The sequence below is a fragment of the Roseiflexus sp. genome, assembly GCF_057785375.1.
In genome coordinates this window covers 1-13879 of the sequence record NZ_JBYNRX010000069.1, presented here as the reverse complement: position 1 = coordinate 13879, position 13879 = coordinate 1, and the positions used below count along the sequence as shown (strand labels likewise).

The window sequence follows — 13879 nt, the reverse complement described above, 5'->3', positions numbered from 1 at the left end:
GGACTGGCGCTGGCGGACTATCGCGCCCGATCGGACCAGAAGACGAGCGCGTCACCGGACTAAACGCCGCACGCGCTAGACCGCACCGGAGCGCATCGTCCCCGGCACGGGCGCGCTGACGCTGGCGCCGCACGACGCCGTCGCGCGGGAGGCATGGCAGCAGCGCGGCGGCGATGAGTCGGAACAGGACGGCGCCACCGCGCGCAGCGGCGCCGTTGCAGCGCCTGCTGGACAGAACACTGCGCCGCCGGGGCGGCCTCCGACGGCGCCAGCCAATCCGCAAGCGCTCAATCGCTACGCCTATGCGCTGAATAACCCGTTGAAGTATGTGGATCCCACGGGGCATTGGACCATCAGTGTGAGCTTTGGCGGCGCTCTCTTCGCCATGTTTGGCGCTCGCGGAGATATTACAATTGCTGGCGACTCGGCTGGCAACATCGGCATTCTGGTTTCTGGCGGCGGCGGCGGATATTCCGCTGCGGGCGGTACGCTCGGTCTCTCAGCAACTTTTACCGGCGCTCCGACTATTCACGACCTTCAAGGCTGGTCGGTCCAACTCGGTGCGGGGGGCGGCGAGATACTCGGTGTTGGCGGCGAATGCATCTTCTTTCGAGCGGAGGCGTCGGGTACGCGGGCATCAGTGTCAGCGGCGGCGCTCGATTGCAAGCGCCCTATCCCCTCGAAATTCATTTGACGGCAGCCTACGCACAACTGCTCGGATCGTGCAATATCTTCTCCGGAGTGTGTTCTTCTCCCCTGCTTGGCGGATCGGGCACACCTGGCGGACCGTGATGAGCAATACGATTGCACTACGGTCCAATCGCGTGCAAAAGCAACCAGCGGCTGACGGAATGAACGATCGAACTTTTCGCATTTACGCTATTGCAGCGGAGGTCCATATGAGTGCATCGTCTGCCACCACCATCCTCATCGGGATCATCGTTGCGCTTGTGGCGTGGTTCGCGCTCCTTGCCATGTTCAAGCCGGAGCACATGATCGCTTCTCTTGAGCGGTGGATGGCTTTTTGGATCAAGAGAGCGCCGGGCGTCTTCAGTCCGAAACGAGCGATACCCGACGATGTCAGAGCAGCGCGCAGAAGCACAGCGCTCCGCATCATCCGCCTGGGAGGCGTATTTTGTCTCATATGGGTCGCCATATTCCTGTTGATCCTGCTCAACGCATAAACATCGTTGAGCGCATGAATCCAACGCGACCGTATGAGTTGTACCGCGATCGCATATGATGTGGTCGCTTCATGTGATGTAGGCGACAACGCGACCATCGCACTTGACAATCATCGCTGCCGAAGCCCTCGTGTCGTTTCTGGCGCCTGGTTCTCGGTGGCGCGCCCGACTGCCGCTTTGCCAGGTGGATGGTTTTTGAGAAAATAATCCGGTATCGCCACGTCCAGCCCGCGCAGGCGGGCTTCGCAACAGGAGCCCGCGACTTTAGTCGCCGGGCTACAAGGCAGATAATAGCGCGAATGCGCTGATCTCGCTGGCGCGCGGCGATCCAGCGGGCGCCGCACTCGCCGCAGCAGCCATGATCCCCGGCGCGGGCGCGACTCGCTGCACCGCCGCCGCTTACGCCGCGCCCGTCGAATAGACCTTGACGCTGGTTTCGATCACCAGATATAATCCAGGCGGAATATCAATCAACCGATGCGCCTCCTTTACAACACGATCTGAGCCAGCACGCGCGTCGGAGGGAAAGGAACGTCCATGCAAGCGGCGCTACGGCTCATCACTGAGGTTCAGCCCGGGGGAAAGATTGAGGTGATCGACGCCCAACTGCCTGTCGGCGCCCCGGTTGAAGTCATTGTTTTATTGCCCCAGATGCCTGCAGCGCCGCGCCGCTCCCTGCTCGCGGTGCTTGCAGATGCGCCGGGACATCTGGCGTTTCACACGGCGGAAGAGGTCGATGCCTACCTGCGGCATGAGCGCGACGCATGGGAACGTTAAGCCTGCCAGCGTCGGGAGCGGTCTATGTTGATGCGAATGCGGTGGTCTACGCCATTGAGCGAATTGAACCGTATCGCACGCTGCTGGAACCGCTCTGGCAAGCGGCCTCCGCTGGCGCGCTGACGATTATCACGAGCGAGTTGACCTGGCTTGAGACGCTCACCAAACCGCTCCGCGATCAGGATGCGCAGTTAGAAGCCCTGGTTCGATCGTTTCTAACGGCACAGGAAGTTACGTTGCTGCCGGTTACGCGCCCCATATGGGAGCATGCCGCTCGTTTGCGCGGATTGGGCTTGAAAACCCCGGACGCCCTGCACGCGGCCATGGCGCTCGCGCATCCGTGTACACTGTTTCTGACCAACGATCCCATCTTCCGCCGCGTTTCTGGTCTCCCAGTGGTGGTGCTGGCGGACGTGCTGCCGCGCTAAACGACTGGATGGCGACGAGACCGTATCAATAGCGAAGGACTCCTCGGATGGCTGGACGAAACGAACACATGGCACTACCAGGAGATCAACGGTAGCCGTATTCTGGTTCAGACAGCGCCATAAGGAGTCGCCTATGTCCAACAATCGTCACCAGCGCCATCCGTCGGACCCAGTGATGCGCTGGCTGCGCCGCCGGGCCTGGACGGCGGAGGGGCGGCACGATGGTTTCAAGTTCGCGTTGCGCTGTGAAGCGAACCTCAATCGATTGCGCGCTGAATTGCGTGAATGGCAGGAGGATCTGGCCACACATACCGATGGCTCGATGGCGCCGACGTCGGGACCGCGCATCCATCGTGAAGGGTATGTCGCTGCGCTCGAAGAGACGATCGCGTTCATCGAAAGCGCACCGACGCCCGCAGCGTGACGGCGGGTGCGCATCCGCCGCGCCATGGCGTCTTTGCTGGCTCACCCGCTAAAGCGTAATGCCGGTCACACGCAGCGCACGATGAGCGCGCATCGTCCCCGGCGCCGGTGCGCTGACGCGCGCGCCGCACGACACTGCGGCGCGGCAGGCGTGGGCGCCGCGCGACGGCGTTCCCGCGACGCCGCAGGCGCTCAACCTTTGGCCGCTACGCCTCACAACTCCATCAGAATGCGCAGGGCGTCCTCGACCTTGCGCAACGTCGCTGGCGATACGCTGCCCCACGCGCGTGCTCCTAGACGATCCTTCGCAATCGACCGGATGGCGTCGCACAAGATGTAGCTGCGTACCGAAACGCCGCCTTCGGGGGGATCCAGCGGCACGTGGACTGGGATCCGCCGATCCGTGCGGGTGAGCGGCAGCACGAAGACCAGACCAGCTGGACCGTGATTGAAGGCGTTCGTCGAGATGATCAGGACCGGACGCTCCCCGGCTTGTTCATGCCCGCGGGTTGGGTTCAGGTTCGCCAGCCAGATCTCGCCGCGATTGGGCATCGGCGCCATGGCGTCACGCCTCCAGACCGTCCGCAATCGTCTGATCCCACTCGGTGCGTTCACGCTCCAGCTCAGCCCACCCTTCACGATCATCGCGCAGCGCGGCATACGCGGCATTGGTCGCCATGAGCACCTGGTGACGCCGATACTGTTCCAAGGCGGCTTCGAGCACGGACTGCATCGAACCGCCGGTCTGACGCGCCAGTTCGCGCAGCAGGGTGTGCGTGCTGGTGGAAATGCGGATCGTTGTGGTTGACATGGGCGTTCCGAAGTCTACGTTTTCATATACTTTTTTATCTATCACAGCGTATCATGGTCTGTCTGTGATGTCAAGCAGTGCGCCAGGTTAGGGGCCAGGCATGCATTGTCAGGCGGCAAGAAAGCGCATCCCTGCTACGCTGCGCCCTGTCTGGCGACTGCCCCCCAACCCCCCGCAAGCGAGGGGGCGCCTACGCGGACGGCCAGCCGCAGGTCCGTGAGAGGCGATTTCAATCGCTGGCAACCGGAGCGTCGTTTCCTGACACATCATGCCTGCACCCGCCAGATTACCCATTGAATGCAGTAAGAAGCAAGCGCTGAGAGATAAGACATAAGGGCGCGTGTCATTCGCCTGCGAACGTGATGATGCGCTGCAGGCGGAGCTGACGCAGCCACAGGGCTATCCTTTCGCCCCGCCACCTGATTGCAGCGCCGGTACGCCGTTGTTGGTTCTCATACTAACTCGCGGTCAGTGGTATAATCATGCCACTTTGCTCCGTGTCAAGCATTTTGGGAGGCGCCGATGGCGCGGGTTACTCGTCCTGCCGACCACCTCTCGCGGGAAGAGGTCGATCAGCGCCGTCAGGCGACGCGCTCGCCCTGGCATCGTCGCGCCTGGGATGTCATTGCTACTGCGCTCGCAGATCCGCGCCCAGCGGCCGTGATCGCCGTCCAACTGGGCGTGTCCGTCGCCTTCGTCCATCGCGTCACCTCGCGCTATCGGCGCTTGGGACCCGATCACTTCCTCGGCGGCGGGCGCGGCGGACGCCGGCATGCCTATCTGACGCCGGAAGACGAAGCCGCCTTCCTCGAGTCGCTCGGCGCTGCAGCGGCGCAGGGCGATCACCCGACGACTGCGCGCATCCAGCAGGCGCTCGAGAGCCGCGTGGGCCATCGGGTGGCGCCCAGCACGGTCTATCGCCTGCTGCACCGGCACGCCTGGCGCAAGGTGCAACCGCGCCCGCGCCACCCCGACGCCAATGACGCCGTCCAAGAGGAATGGAAAAAAAACCGTGCCCCAGCTGGCGACGGACGCGGTGGCGACCCGTGCGCCGGACGACGAGCGTCCCGTGCTGCTGATGGCGCAGGATGAAGGGCGGTTTGGCCGCATCAATCCAGTGCGCCGCTGCTGGGCGCCGCCCGGCGTGCGCCCCAGGGTGGCGCAGCAAGCGGTGCGCGAGTCGGTCGATGTGTTTGCCGCGGTGGCGCCCGCGCTCGGACGGATGGTGAGTTGGATCGCGCCGCGCGCGGATACGGCGCTGATGAATCGGTTTCTGCAGCACGTGTCCGAGACCTTCGCCGATTTTTTGATTGTCATGCAGCTGGATGGCGCACGCTGGCACACGAGCGGCGCGCTCGAGATTCCGGAGAATATCCGGGTGCTGGTCCAACCGCCATGCAGTCCGGAGCTGAACCCGGTGGAGCAGCTCTGGCGCTATTTGCGCACCGCATGGGTGCGCAACCGCTGGTTTCCGTCGTTGGACGCCGTGACCGACTGCGTGATGGAGGGCATCCAGGCGCTGGTCGCGAGTCCGGAACGGTTGACATCCATGACGTATTTCCCGCATCTCAGCATTGCATCTTTGACCGCGAGTTAGTATCAGTGCTCAGTTCTCGGTTCTCCGCAGCGCGTGCGCACCGGCGGCATCGGGCGGACCGCGCTGAATTTCACCGGGCAGCGCCTTGATGCGACGGGACTTCTGTCGTATTATGCCCGGTACGATGACCCAACGCTCGGGCGGTTCATCTCGCCGGATAGCATCGTCCCCGGCGCCGCTACGTTGACGCTGGCGCCGCACGACGCCGGGGCGCGGCAGGCGTGGGCGCCGCGCCCCGGCGTTCCCGCGACGCCGCAGGCGCTCAACCGGTACGCCTACGCGCGGAACAACCCGCTGCGGTTCACCGACCCGACGGGGCATCATCCGTGCGTCGCGCTGCTGGCGGGCGGTCCGGTCGGCGCGGGCGTCGCTGCGAGTTGTGCGCTCTTCTTCCTGGGCGTCGTTGCCATCGGCTACTTTACGAGCGAGGCGATCCGCCACGCGGTGGAGGAGGGGGCGGGACTGCCGCCGCCGCCGCTCAGCGCTGATACCGGCGGGCAACCCGCGCTGCCGCCTGCGCCGACGCCTGATCTCCCGCCGCGCCGATCGTCCGACCCGGACCTGCACCGTCCGCCGGATCAGGGCGTCCGCGGACAAGAACAGATCGCCACGTTTCGCGGGAACAGCGTCTATGAAGCCTTTGGCAAAGCGCGTGCACACGCGCAACACATGGCGCGCATCGGGGATCGCGCTGTCGATTTCGTTCAAGATAAAGGCCCGTTTGCTGGCCGCATCACCGGGCGGCAGAGTCCTGACGGGCAACGCGGATGGCGGTTGGATTATGATCCCGCGAAGGGAGCGCACATCAACTGGTGGGATAAAACCGGCGGCGCCAAGCGAGCAGATTAGTTCTATGGCGCTAACATACTTGAGGGCGCCACCTATGAGGACTATCTCGCGCTCCTCGCTCGATTTCCTGCGTCCCGATCGGTCGATCTGTTTATTATGACGCAGTCTCTTTCAGAAAGGAGCACCGCTGATGCCGCGTGAACTGTGGATTCACCATCCCAACATCGTGGCCCTGCTCGTAGAAGGGCAGGTCTCGATTGTCCCTGACCGGATCTGCCGCGACTTCTGGAGCCACCTGGCGCGCAACTATCCGTTAGTGCCCATCGTTCATGATAGTATCACATGGGAGGAGGTGCCCGATGCGCTACGCGTCAAGTGGGCGACGATCAGCGACGACGAGACGGCGGAGTTCGTGAGGAAAACCCGCCTAGGCAAACACCGGCAGGCGATTGCTGTCTACAGCGAGACCCAACCTGGACTGCGCTGCGACCTCGCGTTCGTACTCTACCATCTGGAGGCGCTGTTCATCACGGCGCATCACGCAGTGTATCTCTTCGGAGTGGACGATCGCGCTCCAGGCGAAACGACGTACTATTACGATGATTTCGTTGAGCTCGACCTGGATGATGAATTGTGGCTATCGGGAATCCGGGCTCATGCACAACCCGGCAGCTCCCCTGCTGCGTGATTCATCTGGACAGCGCGCGCAAGGGGATTGACGACGTTCACAACCACCAAGACAGAACCCGTCGCCCTGGCGCTCCGGCGCTGCTCTCGCTGCGGCTCCGACCGTCCTTGACGTCGCTGGAGTGCTGCCAGAAGTCGGCGCGCCGTTTGATGGCGCGAACGCCCTGATTTCCCTGGCGCGCGGTGATCCGGCGGGCGCCGCACGCGCCGCGGCGGCGCTGATCCCCGGCGCGGGCGTGGGCGCGACGAGTGCGAAGCGCGCGGCGCGGTACAGTGATGAGGCGGCGGCAGTTGCGCAGGGGCTTGAACGGCTCGATGACTCAGGAGTCGTTCTGCGCGTGGTTGAAGCGGGCAAACCGGGATTTCAACTACGTCCCGGTGAGACGGGGCTATCAGTCTTTGACAAGCGCATCATTGGCGCTGAAGAACTCCTGCTCCTGTTTCGACCAGGCAGTCAGGTCGTTGAGCGTACTATCGCTCAGATTCGTGCCAGAGGAATGGACGTCATTCGGACTCCAGGCGATCCGACCCGTCTATCGCCACAGGCTTGCCAGGCGCATTGTGAGATTGCGCCTGGCGCAGGTATGACGCGGAATCAGTTTAAGAAAGCGCTTAGAGAACTCGAATGAAAACACCTATCAACGATATCTGGCGTCAGTTCGCGCTCGATCCTCCGCCTGCCCATCTTTCGGACGAACTGGTCCAATGGGTGGCGCGGATGAGCGCCCACGTGCACGTCACATTTGCTGATCCGCCCGGCGTGACGCCAGCAGAGCTCGCCGCACTGATAACCCTGGGCGGGGGCGATATCCACCCCGATCTTGCCTTCTTTTACACGCATTACCATCCGTGGCATGCCTATCGCCATGGCCTCGACGTGTGGCGGCGAACAGTAGAGCGTATCCGGCGACGATCCGCCCCAATCGCCGGACACCCTGACGCTCCGCCGCATATCCCCGCCTTGTGGCCGATATCATTGGGCGATCAACAGGATATCGTGGCTTTTCTCGATAGGCGGGAACGGCTGGCGATTATCAGTCTCGACCACGATCAACGACCGACATGGGTGCGGGCCATCGGAATCATCGGTTACTTGTCGGCTATTGTATTGGTTGAATGGTTGCTGGACCAGGGACGGTATGCGTCTCATCAGGAGGCGGCACAGGATCCGCACGTCCTGCGCGTTTCCAATTGGGACTTACACGACCCGCCAGTGCATCCGCTCCTGCTTACCGCGTGATCAGGAATAAACCGATGTCCTCCCTCTTGCACGCATTCGTAACGCGCTTGCACGCTCGACCAGGCGCCGCCATCGATGCTATCGAGCGTCTCGAGGCGCGCATCCAACGCCGACTTCCAGACGACGACGCGGCGTTCCTCCTCCTGTCCAACGGAGGAGAAGGGCGTCTGGCAAAGGGATATGTGTCCCTTTGGAGCATTCAGGAGATCGCGGAATTGAATGAGGAGTATCGCATTCAAACGTATCTGCCGGAGGTAGTAGCCATTGGCACGGATGGAGGAGGCGTGTGTTACGCACTGGACTATGCAACGAACGACCGCCCCGCCCTGATCACCGTTCCGTTGGGGAATCTCGATGCGCAGTCCGTCACGCGACTCGGCAGGATCTTCCTCGAAGACGTCAGCACCTTGATGACCTGAGAGAGCCATTGATCGTGTCCTCAATGCCAGGACGCGGCGCGGCCTTCATCCGCGCCTGCCGCACAACGGATGCACGACGAGGAATGATATAATGAATCACAACTAGCCAGTGCGCGCCTGCTCTCGTGGTCGATGCGGGAGGGTGTATCAATGGAAACAATGGCTGTGATTGAAATACCGCGCGACGTGTTGCATGCCGCCCGGATGACCCCTGAGGAGCTGCGCCGGGAACTGGCGCTGGTTCTGTTCCAACAGGGGAAGCTGTCCTTCGGCAAAGCGCGTGAACTGACGGGTATGACGGTCTGGGCGTTTCAACACCTCCTCGCCAGTCGCGGCATCGCCCCACATTACGACCTCGCCGACTACAACGCTGATCTCGCCACATTGCGCGCTGCGGGTCGGCTATGAGCGTGGTGTGCAACGCCTCACCGCTGATCAACCTGGCGCAGATCGGGCTGCTTACCCTGCTGCGCGACCTGTACCACACGCTCGTGATCCCTGAGGCCGTCTGGCATGAGGTAGTCGTGGCCGGCGCCGGGCAACCCGGTGCACGGGAGGTGCAGGCAGCCGATTGGATCACCGTCCAGCCGGTGACGAACCGCCCGCTGGTTCAGGCGCTGCGGCAGGAACTGGATGCCGGTGAGGCGGAAGCCATCGCCCTGGCGCTGGAGCTCACGGCAGAGGCGCTCATCATGGACGAGCGTCTGGGACGTGAGACAGCGCAGCATCTGGGCGTGCCATGCATCGGCGTCATCGGCGTCCTGCTGGAAGCCAGACACAGCGGCAAGATCCACGCGCTCACGCCCTATCTGGACGCACTCCGCCATCAGGCCGGGTTCTGGATCAGTGAGTCGCTGTATCAGCGTGTGCGGCAGGATGTAGGCGAGGGATGAGCTGCCGCCTGAAACGGCCGGGTTCAGCTCAGCGCCCGCTCCTTCACCCTGGCGCTCGGGCGCTTCATCTCGCCGGATAGCATCGTCCCCGGCGCGGGCGCGCTGACCCTCGCGCCGCACGACGCCGTGGCGCGGCAGGCATGGGCGCAGCGCGGCGGCGTGCCGGAGACGCCGCAGGCGCTCAATCGGTATGCGTATGCGCGCAACAATCCGCTGCGGTTCACCGATCCGACGGGGCATTGCGTTGGCCTGCTGGCAGGCGTGGATACGCTCACCTGCATCGCCCTGGTCGGCGGCGGCCTCCTGCTGGCGGGGGCGCTCGTCGCTGTCGCTACGTCACCGTCGACGGGCGTGCGCTGGAGCGACTATGACTGGACTGATTGGTCGCTGCCGGGGTTTGCCGTTGAAGACCATGAGGCAGGCCATGAACCGGTCCATCTCGCCTCATCACAGCGACCGCAAACGAATGATCCGCAGGCTTCGACGACCGATAAACAACCAACGACGCTGGCGCCTGGTCCGTATGCGGGCGAGTCCATCCCTGCCCGTGGACCGGGACGGGATTTTACGCCAGAAGAACGTGATCGGATTGACGAGATCGGTCGAGCCACAGGTTGCCATACCTGTGGTGCAACGGATCCGGGAACGAGAAGCGGTCGCTTCATTCCCGACCATCAACCGCCTAATCAGCTCAATCCTGATAATCGCCCACAACGATTGTACCCGCATTGTCGTCACTGCAGTCAGCGACAAGGCGGAGAAGTCAACGCCGCGCGCCAGCAACAACGCACACAGCTCCACAGAAAAGAGTAGCGAGAAGCGGTCCGCCAACCTGGAGGCTTGTGCGACGCCGACGCCAGCCATACGTATGGGAGATGGCAATGGAATATCAGGTGATCCTGCACATCGACCATTTCCAGTTCTTCGTCGCTGACGAACAGTATCAAACGAATACCGCCGCAATCTGGACGGAAGAGGCGCTCCATCGACAGGTTGCATACGGCGCCGACCTCGTTGCCGTCGGAACAGTGCGGTATGGCGGCGAGACAAAGGTGATGGTGCGCTTCGATGACTGGCACGACGTTCCTGACCATGTGAAAGGCGGTGATACGCCGTGGTGCGAGATAACGGTATCGTCCGGCATCGTAGCGCTCTTTGCTCCCGAAAGCGATTTCGCCACATGCCCGCGTATCCCTGTCCCGCCTGGACGGTACAGAGTATTTGTGATTGTCGAACATGGAGACCGGGTAACGGATGAGTTGGCAGCATCTGGTGACGATCAGTACCTTATCATATTCACGAGAGTATCCTGACATGCCGACATCTGCGTCCGTCCTCAGCACAGGGGCGCTGACCAGTTCACCACACGGTGGTATCGCGTGGACAGTGGAGGTGCAGCACGAATGCCCATGCCATCGTCGATAGCATCCTGATTCTACATACCTTTGCGCCTTCGTGTCTTGGTGTGAGATTGACGGCGCTGCGGTCCGATCAGGGACCCGCCTGGCAGCCACTGCGCCAGGTTCCACCCGGCGCCCTGGCTCTCTAGCGACGTCCCCGCCGTTCAGACCGACCTCGACGTCGCTGGATTGCTGCCAGGCGCCGGCAAGCCGTTTGATAGCGCGCATGCGCTGATTTCGCTGGCGCGCGGCGACACGACGGGCGCCGCACTCGCCGCGGCAGCCATGATCCCCGGCGCGGGCATCGGCGCGACGAGTGTGACGTGGGCGTGACAGATAGTTGAGGGAACCAGGTACGTGAGCGCAAAGAAACGGGCAGCGGAGTTACAAGCCGAGACAGTAGCGCACGACGGCTTCGACCTGCGCGAGCATGCGCGCGCTCAAACGACCCGCTGGCGTCGGCGGAAAACGCCGGGCATCCAACGACCGAATCTGGAAGCCCAGAAACACCGTCTCCATCGGTAGTCCGCTCTCAGTGGGCGGCACGCGAACATTGGTCGGATAGTCCCTGGGGATGTTCTCCCCTTTCGTGCCCACCACCACCGTCACCACCAGGGGAAGCCGGTTGATCGCATCGATCGATAGGACGAGCACCGGGCGTTGTCCCGCCTGCTCACGACCCTGCACCGGGTTCAGATTCACGAAGTAGATCTCGCCCCGCTGGATGGTCATGCCAGGTGGTCCAATCCATCGAATTCCGTGAGCGCAAATTCAGTCTCAATCTGGCGCAACTCCTGTTGCACCGCCGGGTCGCTGGACATCGCAATCAGGTCGCTCTCCGCCACATCCAGCACAGGGCGCACCTGTGCCCGGATCCGGCGGGCCAGCCGTTCCATCAACCAGAGTTGCTCGGTTAGGGAGAGGCGCTCGATATCCGCATCGAGGCGCTCAAGCAGCGGCGTGGTCATCTGGTTCCTCCTGCCCATCACCCGGTACCAGCACGGAATACGCGTCGTCACAAGGGGATGCATGCTCCACAACAGTATAACATAGCTGAAGCGATGAAGGGGACGCAGGCATCCTCCAACGGCGCAGCGATGCGGAGCAAGGCGGCAAGGCGCAGGCGCCAGGGCTGCGGTTGCACGCTACCGACCACGGAGGGACGCTTACCAGGAATGATGCGTTGCACGCGGAAACGTTGCAGGGCGCCGGTACGCAGATGGAAGATCGAGCAACCAGAGCGGCTTTCTCCGCCCCGCCACCTGATTTCGGGTCTCAGTTCTCGGTTCTCCGCAGCGCGTGCGCGCTGAACGTCACCGGGCAACGCCGTGATGCGACGGGGCTGTTGTAGTATCATGCCAGGTATTATGACCCGGCGCTCGGGCGGTTCATCGCGCCCAATAGCATCGTCCCCGGCGCGGGGGCGCTGACGCTGGCGCCGCACGACGCCGTGGCGCGGCAGGCATGGCCGCAGCGCGGCGGCGTGCCAGAGACGCCGCAGGAGCTCAACCGGTATGCCTATGCGCAGAATAATCCGCTGCGGTCCACCGATCCGGCGGGGCATTGGATCGAGAGCGCGCTCGATATTGCCTTCATCGCCTATGATCTCTATGACATCTCCCAGAACGGGCTCACGTGGGAGAACGGGCTGGCGCTGGCGGCGGATGCCGGCGGGCTCATCCTGCCGGGGCTCACCGGCGGCGGCGCGCTCGTGCGCGCCGTGGCGCACGCCGATAACGTCGCGGATGCGGCGCGGACGGCGACGCGATCCACGAGATTGAACGGTTTTATCACGCGACGAGCAGGGCTGGCAGGGAGTCGCTGCTTGCCGACGGGATCGATCTGAACAAAGGACGTCTCAATCTGGACTTCAACCCTGCCGGACAGCGAGGATTCTATGTGACGAAGGACGTCCACCAGGCGGCAAGGTGGGCAACGCGGAACTTTGGCGAGCAGGGCGTGATTGTCGAGTTCGTCGTGACCGCCACCGATCTGCGACACCTCAACGGCAGGGTCTTCGCGAGCGCCGATCAAGAATGGGCGGCGATGGTCGTTGCGGGCCGGCAGGGACGGCTCCGCCACAGCTACGATTACGTGGAAGGACCGGTGCTGCTCAATCCCAGAGACGTTGACAACGGCCTGGCTCCTGTCGGAGGCGGACATCAACTGGCCATTTTCACCGACCGGGCCGTCGCAGTGTTCAATCACGGCATACAGCGTTAACGAGAGGTGCAATAATGGATGATGAGATTCGCGAACACTATGAACTCACCATCGAGTGTCTTATGCGCTATGGCGGGCTGAGGTACGACGACGCCGTACGCACAGTCGATGCGTCCGGGTTGTATCGGGATGTCAACACCGAAGTAGATCGTTTAGTGATCTTGCACGAAGAGCCCTACTATTGGGCGATGCACTTGTTGTACGGAAAAGCGGATCCACAAAACTATTGGTTTCATAATCCCGACCTCTGGCCTCCCCCGCCCGACTACAGGCGTTGGATGAAGGAGCGGCGCACCCGATGATCGAACCCGTCGTCACAGGCGCGCCCCAACCGCAACGTGCACGCTGTCCCCGTCCGCCACGCCGGTGGCCGACGCACCGCCGGTGCAGAGAAGGAATGCCGGGATCCGCCCGTTTCCCTGAGCCCGCGAGTGAGTCGGATGCGCGGCGGATCGGTTCTTGGTTCTCGGTTCTTGGTGGCGCGCCCGACTGCCGCTTTGCCGGTTGGGACCCAGCGCACTGGAGTTATGGCGATGCGCTCGACGCCGTTCAGACCGGCTTCGACGTCGCCGGATTGGCGCCAGGCGTCGGCGAGCTGTTTGATGGCGCGCATGCGCTGATTTCCCTGGCGCGCGGTGATCCGGCGGGCGCCGCACGCGTCGCAGCGGCGATGATCCCCGGCGCCGGCATGGGTGCGACGAGCGCGACGCGCGCGGCGCGGTATAGCAATGAGGCGCACGAACCGCAGCATTGGCAAGGAACGTTGTCTCCCGGTCGCCATCGTGATACAATTGACGGCATAACATCGGTACAGGTTTGCACCGCGGAGATGGACATGCGCTATCAGGACGTCGTTGACGCAATCAAGCAGTGGCCCCTTGATCAACAACTCCTGCTGCTGGAAGAAATGACCCGCACCCTGCGCACAGAGCTGGCGTCGAACAGTGCACCGTCGCCCCGCCCGGCGCCAGCGATGTGGCGCGGTCTGCTCAAGACCGCTGCTCCTGC

The 13879-nt window shown here is 63.0% G+C and carries 25 protein-coding genes and 2 pseudogenes; 21 read left to right on the top strand and 6 right to left on the bottom strand.

Translation table 11 applies throughout. From position 1 onward, the window contains the following. On the bottom strand, nt 1-346 hold a 346-nt coding region (locus AC3EA7_RS12310; protein WP_488614352.1), incomplete at its 3' end, for a hypothetical protein. A 12-nt stretch (nt 347-358) separates the two neighbouring features. On the opposite strand from AC3EA7_RS12310, the gene AC3EA7_RS12305 reads away from it, so the two are divergent. From AC3EA7_RS12305 to AC3EA7_RS12285, 5 genes are all read left to right on the top strand, one after another. Further along, a complete protein-coding gene (locus AC3EA7_RS12305; protein ID WP_488614351.1) occupies nt 359-694 on the top strand; it encodes a hypothetical protein in 336 nt (111 codons plus the stop codon). 205 nt (nt 695-899) lie between these two features. Continuing rightward, the gene (locus AC3EA7_RS12300) at nt 900-1184 is read left to right on the top strand and encodes a hypothetical protein (protein WP_488614350.1); all 285 of its coding nucleotides are present in this window, start codon (nt 900-902) and stop codon (nt 1182-1184) included. Nucleotides 1185-1721: 537 nt separating this feature from the next. Further along, nucleotides 1722-1961 carry a hypothetical protein gene (locus AC3EA7_RS12295; RefSeq protein WP_488614349.1) on the top strand — a complete coding sequence of 80 codons (240 nt, stop codon included), beginning with the start codon at nt 1722-1724 and terminating at the stop codon, nt 1959-1961. Next, nucleotides 1949-2389 (top strand): type II toxin-antitoxin system VapC family toxin, encoded by a 441-nt coding sequence (locus AC3EA7_RS12290; RefSeq protein ID WP_488614348.1) that lies wholly within the window; start codon nt 1949-1951, stop codon nt 2387-2389. The genes AC3EA7_RS12295 and AC3EA7_RS12290 overlap by 13 nt, the downstream gene beginning before the upstream one ends. A 133-nt stretch (nt 2390-2522) precedes the next feature. Beyond that, nucleotides 2523-2813 carry a hypothetical protein gene (locus AC3EA7_RS12285; RefSeq protein WP_488614347.1) on the top strand — a complete coding sequence of 97 codons (291 nt, stop codon included), beginning with the start codon at nt 2523-2525 and terminating at the stop codon, nt 2811-2813. Nucleotides 2814-2861: 48 nt separating this feature from the next. On the opposite strand, the gene AC3EA7_RS12280 is transcribed toward AC3EA7_RS12285, so the two are convergent. The 3 genes from AC3EA7_RS12280 to AC3EA7_RS12270 are packed head-to-tail and all read right to left on the bottom strand — an operon-like array spanning nt 2862 to nt 3623. Further along, nucleotides 2862-3029 (bottom strand): hypothetical protein, encoded by a 168-nt coding sequence (locus tag AC3EA7_RS12280; protein ID WP_488614346.1) that lies wholly within the window; start codon nt 3027-3029, stop codon nt 2862-2864. Then, the gene (locus tag AC3EA7_RS12275) at nt 3026-3373 is read right to left on the bottom strand and encodes a type II toxin-antitoxin system PemK/MazF family toxin (protein WP_488614345.1); all 348 of its coding nucleotides are present in this window, start codon (nt 3371-3373) and stop codon (nt 3026-3028) included. Before AC3EA7_RS12275 ends, AC3EA7_RS12280 begins: the two co-directional genes overlap by 4 nt. Before the next feature lie 4 nt (nt 3374-3377). Then, on the bottom strand, nt 3378-3623 hold the full coding sequence (locus AC3EA7_RS12270) for a hypothetical protein (RefSeq protein ID WP_488614344.1): 246 nt from the start codon (nt 3621-3623) through the stop codon (nt 3378-3380). A gap of 522 nt (nt 3624-4145) precedes the next feature. Here AC3EA7_RS12270 and AC3EA7_RS12265 point away from each other — a divergent pair. From AC3EA7_RS12265 to AC3EA7_RS12210, 12 genes and pseudogenes are all read left to right on the top strand, one after another. Next, nucleotides 4146-4715 (top strand): winged helix-turn-helix domain-containing protein, encoded by a 570-nt coding sequence (locus AC3EA7_RS12265; protein ID WP_488614343.1) that lies wholly within the window; start codon nt 4146-4148, stop codon nt 4713-4715. Then, on the top strand, nt 4636-5220 hold the full coding sequence (locus AC3EA7_RS12260) for an IS630 family transposase (protein WP_488614342.1): 585 nt from the start codon (nt 4636-4638) through the stop codon (nt 5218-5220). The genes AC3EA7_RS12265 and AC3EA7_RS12260 overlap by 80 nt, the downstream gene beginning before the upstream one ends. A 33-nt stretch (nt 5221-5253) precedes the next feature. Then, nucleotides 5254-6069, top strand: coding sequence for an RHS repeat-associated core domain-containing protein (locus AC3EA7_RS12255; RefSeq protein ID WP_488614341.1), 816 nt, complete (start codon nt 5254-5256; stop codon nt 6067-6069). A gap of 130 nt (nt 6070-6199) precedes the next feature. Then, nucleotides 6200-6697, top strand: a complete 498-nt coding sequence (locus AC3EA7_RS12250) for a hypothetical protein (protein ID WP_488614340.1) — start codon at nt 6200-6202, stop codon at nt 6695-6697. 121 nt (nt 6698-6818) lie between these two features. Beyond that, complete coding sequence (locus AC3EA7_RS12245) at nt 6819-7325, top strand: hypothetical protein (protein ID WP_488614339.1); 507 nt, start codon at nt 6819-6821, stop codon at nt 7323-7325. Continuing rightward, entirely contained in the window at nt 7322-7936 is a 615-nt protein-coding gene (locus tag AC3EA7_RS12240; protein WP_488614338.1) for a hypothetical protein, read from the top strand. The genes AC3EA7_RS12245 and AC3EA7_RS12240 overlap by 4 nt, the downstream gene beginning before the upstream one ends. Nucleotides 7937-7950: 14 nt before the next feature. Further along, nucleotides 7951-8355, top strand: coding sequence for an SMI1/KNR4 family protein (locus tag AC3EA7_RS12235; RefSeq protein ID WP_488614337.1), 405 nt, complete (start codon nt 7951-7953; stop codon nt 8353-8355). A 150-nt stretch (nt 8356-8505) separates the two neighbouring features. Continuing rightward, nucleotides 8506-8763 carry a UPF0175 family protein gene (locus AC3EA7_RS12230; RefSeq protein WP_488614336.1) on the top strand — a complete coding sequence of 86 codons (258 nt, stop codon included), beginning with the start codon at nt 8506-8508 and terminating at the stop codon, nt 8761-8763. Beyond that, nucleotides 8760-9248, top strand: a complete 489-nt coding sequence (locus AC3EA7_RS12225) for a PIN domain-containing protein (RefSeq protein WP_488614335.1) — start codon at nt 8760-8762, stop codon at nt 9246-9248. Before AC3EA7_RS12230 ends, AC3EA7_RS12225 begins: the two co-directional genes overlap by 4 nt. Before the next feature lie 30 nt (nt 9249-9278). After that, nucleotides 9279-10061, top strand: a pseudogene (locus AC3EA7_RS12220) (RHS repeat-associated core domain-containing protein); the annotation flags it as partial. Nucleotides 10062-10090: 29 nt separating this feature from the next. Further along, a complete protein-coding gene (locus tag AC3EA7_RS12215; protein ID WP_488614334.1) occupies nt 10091-10561 on the top strand; it encodes a hypothetical protein in 471 nt (156 codons plus the stop codon). Nucleotides 10562-10837: 276 nt separating this feature from the next. Continuing rightward, nucleotides 10838-10981: a hypothetical protein gene (locus AC3EA7_RS12210; RefSeq protein ID WP_488614333.1), complete on the top strand. Its 144-nt coding sequence runs from the start codon at nt 10838-10840 to the stop codon at nt 10979-10981. Nucleotides 10982-11032: 51 nt separating this feature from the next. Here the strand turns inward: AC3EA7_RS12210 and AC3EA7_RS12205 are convergent, their stop codons facing one another. Beyond that, nucleotides 11033-11380, bottom strand: a complete 348-nt coding sequence (locus AC3EA7_RS12205) for a type II toxin-antitoxin system PemK/MazF family toxin (protein WP_488614332.1) — start codon at nt 11378-11380, stop codon at nt 11033-11035. After that, the gene (locus tag AC3EA7_RS12200) at nt 11377-11616 is read right to left on the bottom strand and encodes a hypothetical protein (RefSeq protein ID WP_488614331.1); all 240 of its coding nucleotides are present in this window, start codon (nt 11614-11616) and stop codon (nt 11377-11379) included. Before AC3EA7_RS12200 ends, AC3EA7_RS12205 begins: the two co-directional genes overlap by 4 nt. A gap of 395 nt (nt 11617-12011) precedes the next feature. On the opposite strand from AC3EA7_RS12200, the pseudogene AC3EA7_RS12195 reads away from it, so the two are divergent. From AC3EA7_RS12195 to AC3EA7_RS12180, 4 genes and pseudogenes are all read left to right on the top strand, one after another. Then, nucleotides 12012-12494, top strand: a pseudogene (locus tag AC3EA7_RS12195) (RHS repeat-associated core domain-containing protein); the annotation flags it as partial. Beyond that, nucleotides 12416-12871 (top strand): DUF3990 domain-containing protein, encoded by a 456-nt coding sequence (locus AC3EA7_RS12190; protein ID WP_488614353.1) that lies wholly within the window; start codon nt 12416-12418, stop codon nt 12869-12871. The pseudogene AC3EA7_RS12195 and the gene AC3EA7_RS12190, both read left to right, overlap by 79 nt. 14 nt (nt 12872-12885) lie before the next feature. Further along, nucleotides 12886-13173, top strand: a complete 288-nt coding sequence (locus tag AC3EA7_RS12185) for a hypothetical protein (protein WP_488614330.1) — start codon at nt 12886-12888, stop codon at nt 13171-13173. Nucleotides 13174-13268: 95 nt separating this feature from the next. Beyond that, the coding region (locus tag AC3EA7_RS12180) for a hypothetical protein (protein ID WP_488614329.1) at nt 13269-13879 on the top strand (611 nt) is incomplete at its 3' end.